General features: G+C 67.3%; 4 protein-coding genes and 2 pseudogenes. All 6 read left to right on the top strand.

The genetic code is table 11. From position 1 onward, the window contains the following. Positions 1–369 (top strand): annotated as a pseudogene (locus tag ACWELQ_RS35585) (NADH-quinone oxidoreductase subunit L); the annotation flags it as partial. Then, entirely contained in the window at positions 366–1,982 is a 1,617-nt protein-coding gene (locus tag ACWELQ_RS35580; protein WP_452401405.1) for an NADH-quinone oxidoreductase subunit M, read from the top strand. The pseudogene ACWELQ_RS35585 and the gene ACWELQ_RS35580, both read left to right, overlap by 4 nt. Further along, entirely contained in the window at positions 1,979–3,592 is a 1,614-nt protein-coding gene (gene nuoN, locus ACWELQ_RS35575) for an NADH-quinone oxidoreductase subunit NuoN (RefSeq protein WP_452401404.1), read from the top strand. Before ACWELQ_RS35580 ends, nuoN begins: the two co-directional genes overlap by 4 nt. Before the next feature lie 474 nt (positions 3,593–4,066). Next, on the top strand, positions 4,067–4,846 hold the full coding sequence (locus ACWELQ_RS35570) for a class I SAM-dependent methyltransferase (RefSeq protein WP_452401403.1): 780 nt from the start codon (positions 4,067–4,069) through the stop codon (positions 4,844–4,846). A gap of 31 nt (positions 4,847–4,877) precedes the next feature. Beyond that, positions 4,878–5,504, top strand: a complete 627-nt coding sequence (locus ACWELQ_RS35565; protein ID WP_452401402.1) for an LppP/LprE family lipoprotein — start codon at positions 4,878–4,880, stop codon at positions 5,502–5,504. Positions 5,505–5,632: 128 nt separating this feature from the next. Continuing rightward, positions 5,633–5,975 (top strand): annotated as a pseudogene (locus tag ACWELQ_RS35560) (hypothetical protein); the annotation flags it as partial.

Here is a 5,975-nt window from a genome sequence, read left to right as displayed (position 1 = left end):
ATCACGTTCTTCGCGCTCGCGGTGGTGGCGGCGGGCATCTGGATCGCCTACGACCAGTACGCGAGCAGCCCGATCCCCGAAACCGCGCCCGCCGCAACGCCGCTGGTGGAAGCCGCGCGCCGCGACCTCTACGGCGACGCCGCCAACGAGACCGCGTTCATGCGGCCCGGCCAGCATCTGACCCGGTCGCTGGTGTTCGTCGACAACCGCGGCATCGATGGTCTGGTCAACACGACGGCCGCGATCGTCGGCGGTCTGTCGGCACGGATCCGGCGCGTGCAGACCGGGTTCGTGCGCTCCTACGCCCTGTCCATGTTCACCGGCGCGGCCCTGGTGGTCGCCGCCCTGCTGGCGGTGAGGTTGTTTTGAACGACTTTCCTTGGCTGACAGTGCTGTGGGCGGTTCCGCTGGCCGGGGCCGCGCTGGCACTGCTGTTCCCGGCTAGCTGGCGGACCGGGGTGCGGAGTTTCGCGCTGCTGGTGTCGGTCGGCACGCTCGGCGTCGGGATCTATCTGGCCACCCAGTTCAAGAGCGGTGGCGCGCAGTACCAATTCGTCGAGAGCCGGGAGTGGATTCCCGCCTTCGGGGCGGGCTACACGCTCGGAATGGACGGCATCGCACTGGTTCTGGTGCTTTTGACCGCCGGGCTGGTGCCGTTGCTGCTGCTCGCAGGATGGCAGGACGAGCGTGAGGTCGGCAGCGGGCCGCGCGTGGCGCACTACTATGTGGCGCTGACCTTGGTCGTCGAGTCCATGGTGCTGATCTCGTTCACCTCCTTGGACATTCTGCTGTTCTACGTGTTCTTCGAGGTCATGCTCATCCCGATGTACTTCCTCATCGGTGGGTTCGGCCCCAAGACCGGGGATCCGGCGGTGCGGCAGCAGCGGTCGCGGGCGGCGGTGAAGTTCCTGCTGTACAACCTGTTCGGCGGGCTCATCATGCTGGCGGCGGTCATCGGGCTCTACGTCATCACCGCGCGCGAGAAGCTGGGCAGCGGCGGTGGCGGGACCTTCGACTTCCGGACCGTCATGGAGGCCGCCAACTCCGGGCACCTGGGCGCGACACCGGCGGTGCACAACGCGCTGTTCCTCGGGTTCATGTTCGCGTTCGCCGTGAAGGCCCCGCTGTGGCCGCTGCACACCTGGCTGCCGGACGCCGCCGTCGCGGCCACCCCGGCAAGCGCGGTGCTGATGATGGCGGTGGTCGACAAGGTCGGAACCTTCGGCATGCTGCGCTACTGCCTGCTGCTGTTCCCCTCGGCGACAGCCACTTACGCGCCGCTGATCAGTGTGCTCGCGGTGATCGGGATCATCTACGGGGCGCTGCTGGCCATCGGGCAGACCGATGTCATGCGGCTGATCGCCTACACCTCGATCTCGCACTTCGGGTTCATCATCCTCGGGATCTTCGCGCTCACCACGCAGGGCGGGACCGGGGCGACGCTGTACATGGTCAACCACGGCATCTCCACCGCGGCGCTGTTCCTGATCGCCGGATTCCTGGTGTCGCGCCGGGGATCTCGCGCCATCGCCGCGTTCGGCGGGGTGCAGAAGGTCGCGCCGATTCTGGCGGGCACCTTCTTCATCTCGGGCCTGGCGACGCTGTCGCTGCCCGGCCTCGCACCGTTCATCAGTGAATTCCTGGTTCTGATCGGCACATTCACCCGGTACCCGGTGGCGGCCATCTTCGCGGCCTCCGCGCTGGTGCTGGCGGCGCTCTACATCCTGTGGATGTACCAGCGGATGATGACCGGCCCGGTCAAGGAAGGCAACGAGCGGCTCTACGATCTGCTGCCGCGCGAAATGGTGGTCGTGGTGCCGCTGATCGTCGCGCTGCTGTTCCTCGGCGCGTACCCGAAACCGGTGCTGGACCGCATCGATCCGGCCGTCGCCAAGACGCTCACCACCATCGGCCAGCACAATCCGGCACCGGCCGTCCAGCCGGAAGCCGCCCAGACGAACACGGGAGGTGCCCACAAATGAGTGGAGGTCTGCTGCTCGCCGCGACAGTCCCGGCACCCAGCATCGAATACCGGTATCTGTCGCCGATGCTGATCGTGTTCGGGGTCGCCGTCGCGGGCGTGCTCGTAGAGGCGTTCGCGCCCAGGCGGTTCCGGTACGGGACGCACCTGGTGCTCGGGCTCGGCGGCCTGGCCGTCGCCCTGGGCGCGGTGATCGGGCTGCGCGATGTGCGCGATACCGCCGTGGTGGGAGCGGTTGCCATCGACGGGGTTTCATTGTTCCTGCAGGGCACCATCCTCGTGGTGGGCATCCTCGGGTTGCTGTTCATCGCCGAACGCCGGGCCGATCGTATGCCCGTGCGGCGTGAAGGACCGGGCACGTGGAGCCTGACCGCCTCCCGCGGCGGGGTGGACGCCTTCACTCCGCAGGCGGCCTCGACGCCCGGCAGCTCGGACGAAATCGCCGCCACCAAGGCGGGAGTCGCGACCACCGAGGTCTTCCCGCTCACGCTGATCGCCATTGCCGGGCTCATGCTGTTCCCGGCCTCCAACGATCTGCTGGTGATGTTCGTGGCGCTGGAAGTGCTCTCGCTGCCGTTGTATCTGCTGTGCGGGCTGGCGCGGCGTCGCCGGTTGCTCTCGCAGGAGGCGGCGCTGAAGTACTTCCTCCTCGGGGCGTTCTCGTCGGCGTTCTTCCTCTACGGGATGGCGCTGCTGTACGGGTACGCGGGGACCGTGCGACTGGAAGGCATTGCCGAAGCGGTGACCCGCGACGGCGGAAACTCGCACATCCTGGCCATTCTCGGCGTCGCCATGCTCGCGGTCGGGCTGCTGTTCAAGATCGGTGCGGTGCCGTTCCAGTCCTGGGTGCCCGACGTCTACCAGGGCGCGCCGACGCCGATCACCGCATTCATGGCCGCCGCCACCAAGATCGCGGCAGTCGGTGCATTGTTGCGGGTGCTGTACATCGCGGTGCCCGACCTGCGCAACGACTGGCGGCCGGTACTCGCGGCGGTCGCCATCGCCACCATGGTCGTCGGCGCGATCCTGGCGGTCACCCAGACCGATATGAAGCGCATGCTCGCGTATTCGTCTGTCGCGCACGCCGGTTTCATCCTCACCGCGCTCGTCGCGGCCACCACTGCGGGCGTCTCCTCGGTCCTGTTTTACCTCGTCGTCTACGGGCTCGGCACCCTCGGCGCGTTCGCCATCGTCAGCCTGGTCCGAGACGAAAACGGCGACGAGGCGACCGCTCTGCCCGCCTGGGCAGGCATGGGTCGCCGCTCCCCCTGGCTGGCGACGATCTTCTCCCTCTTCCTGCTCTCCTTCGCCGGCATCCCCCTCACCAGTGGCTTCATCGCCAAGTTCGGCGTCTTCGCCGCCGCCACCGGCGGCGACGCGGCCACCCTGGTCATCGTCGGCGTGATCTCCAGCGCCATCGCCGCGTTCTTCTACATCCGCGTCATCGTCCTCATGTTCTTCACCGACCCCCCATCCACCCCACCCACCCTCGTCTACCCGACGATGACCAGCACCATCATCGCCCTCACCGCCGCCGCCACCCTCGTCCTCGGCATCTACCCCCAACCCCTCCTGGACCTGGCAAAGAACGCGTCGGTCTTCACCCACTGACCCCAACCGCTCCCGGGCCCGCTGCGAATCCCGCAGCGGGCCCTTCTCTTTGGAGCCCGCCGCCCCGAGCATTAGGGGCACTCAAAGTGAAATGCAACCACTTCGCAACTGATAACTTCGAGAACCTCCACACCTACTCACCTGGGGGACCCGCAATGTCGAAAACAGACAATCGAACGATAGTGCGCGCAACACTCGCCGCCGCCGCCCTTTTCGCCGGCCTGGCCGCAGCCAAGGGCGCGGCCATGGCCGCCCCAGCCACCCTCCAACCCGCCGCACCGGTGTCCACGACACAACCGGCAACAGGTTCGTCCGCCCCAGACTTGTTCACCCTGACGGGTTCCGCGGCCACAGGCTCGGGGGAATTCCTGTCCTATCTGCAATGCGGCCGGAGCTGGTGCGGGCCCTGGGGAGCGGGATAGTCGACAGCGAACCGCGCCCACCCCGATCGATGCGCGACTAGCCTGAGTGGCGATGGAACAGAATGAGCGACAGCGTCATTCACTATCGTTCGGAAGGGTGGCGGCGGCCTACGCCGACCATCGGCCGGGGTATGCGCCGGAGGCAGTGCGGTGGGCGGTGGAGCCCGCCCCCGGGCCGCGGGTGCTCGATCTCGGGGCAGGGACGGGGAAGCTCACCGCCGGATTGGTCGCGCTGGGTGCCGAGGTGGTCGCGGTTGAGCCCGATCCGGCGATGCTGGGCGAGTTGCGCCGCGCGCTGCCCGCGGTTCGCAGTCTGCCCGGTAATGCCGAGAATATTCCGCTTCCGGATGCCTCCATGGATGCCGTTGTGGCCGGGAACGCCTTGCACTGGTTCGATATGGCCGTCGCGGGGCCCGAGATGGCGAGAGTTCTTGTGCCGGGCGGGATTCTGGCGGGTTTGTGGAATGTGATGGATGACCGGGTTGGGTGGATTGGGGGGCTCGAACGGGTCGGCGGGACTGCGGCTGTCGGGGCTCGGGATACGTTGCGGAGTTGGGGTGGGGCGACGGCGGAGCTGTTTGGGCCCGAGGCGGGGGTGGGGGCTTGGTTCGGGGTGGCTGAGCAGGCCGAGTTCGTGAATGGGCAGCGGTGCACGGCGCACTCGCTGGTCGAAACGATTGGTACGCGGGCGGGGATATTGGTGATGAACGATCACCAACGAGAGGTCGTCCTCGGGCGGATACGCGCTTATCTTTCGAGCGTGCCGGAAACCGCCTGTGGCGAATTCACGCTCCCGATGCTGACCGGAGTCGTTCGTACGCGCCGAGCATGACGTCGTATCAATCACGGGGAGAGGCCATCTCATGAAACGAATCGCGGCAATATCGACTGCGGCCGTGGCGTTGGCGTTGCTGACCGCGTGCCAGGACGGCACGACCGTGCCGAAGTCGGAGGGCACGACGACGGTGGTCGCACCGGGTACGGGGGCTGGAGCTGGGCATCCCACGCAGGTCACGCCAGCGCCCGCGACCACTACTGCAGCCGACGGTGCACCAGCCACCGCGGGCAATGGAAAGTGCGTGGACTTGAAGTCGCCCGTGGTGACGGCGGCACTCACCAAGATCGGTAAGAGCGTGGGCGGCAATGCTTTTGTCGCCTCCAGCGGCACCGATGCCGCCGTCGGGTCATGTCCCGCACTGTTGTGGGTGCTGGCCGACACGCAAGGCGGCACCGCAAGTTCGCCATGGCACGTACTGCTTTTCAACCACGCAGGCTTCCTGGGTACCGCCACCTCCCACTGGACCGCATACACCCAGGTAGTCGGCTCGTCCGACCGCAGTGTCAAGGTGCAGTACCGATGGCTCGGTGCCAACGATCCCAGTTGCTGCCCCACAGGCGGCCCGGTGGTCGTCACCCTCACCTTGGGCACGGACGGCCACACCGTGACCCCCGACCGCGATTTCCCCACCGAAGTCATCAACCCGAAGTAACGCGGATCACCTTCATCGGCCGATTAGCTACCCCTCGGCAAATGTCATTTATTGCTGGTCGATATTGTTTCGGTCGTCAATTGGCCAGATCTGGCTAGCAAGAAACCGATGAAGGATTCCGAAGACCGATGTCGATCACCCGTAAGTCGTTCCATGCCGCCGTAGTCGCGCTCCCCATCGCCGCGGTCGTGGCCGCCGCGGGCATCGCTTCCGCCGCTCCCCTGCCCACCGCCGACCTCCACGTCGGCACCGTGTCAGCCCCCGCTCCGGAGTGGCTGCCCGCCGAGGTGCGCGACGGAGTCAACGGTGTGGCCGATCAGGTGCAGTCCCAGGTCGCTGATCTCGGCGTGGGTGTCGGCATCGATCCCGAGCGGGCCGGACGCATCGCCGCGGGCGCGCTGGGCGGTGCCGCGCTGGTCGGCATCCCGGGCGCGCTGGTCGGCGGCGGCATCGGCGCGGCCTACGCCGGTG

This window comes from Nocardia sp. NPDC004722, from assembly GCF_053601505.1.
The sequence above is the reverse complement of the archived record's forward strand: the minus strand, read 5'-3'. Positions and strand labels throughout refer to the sequence as shown.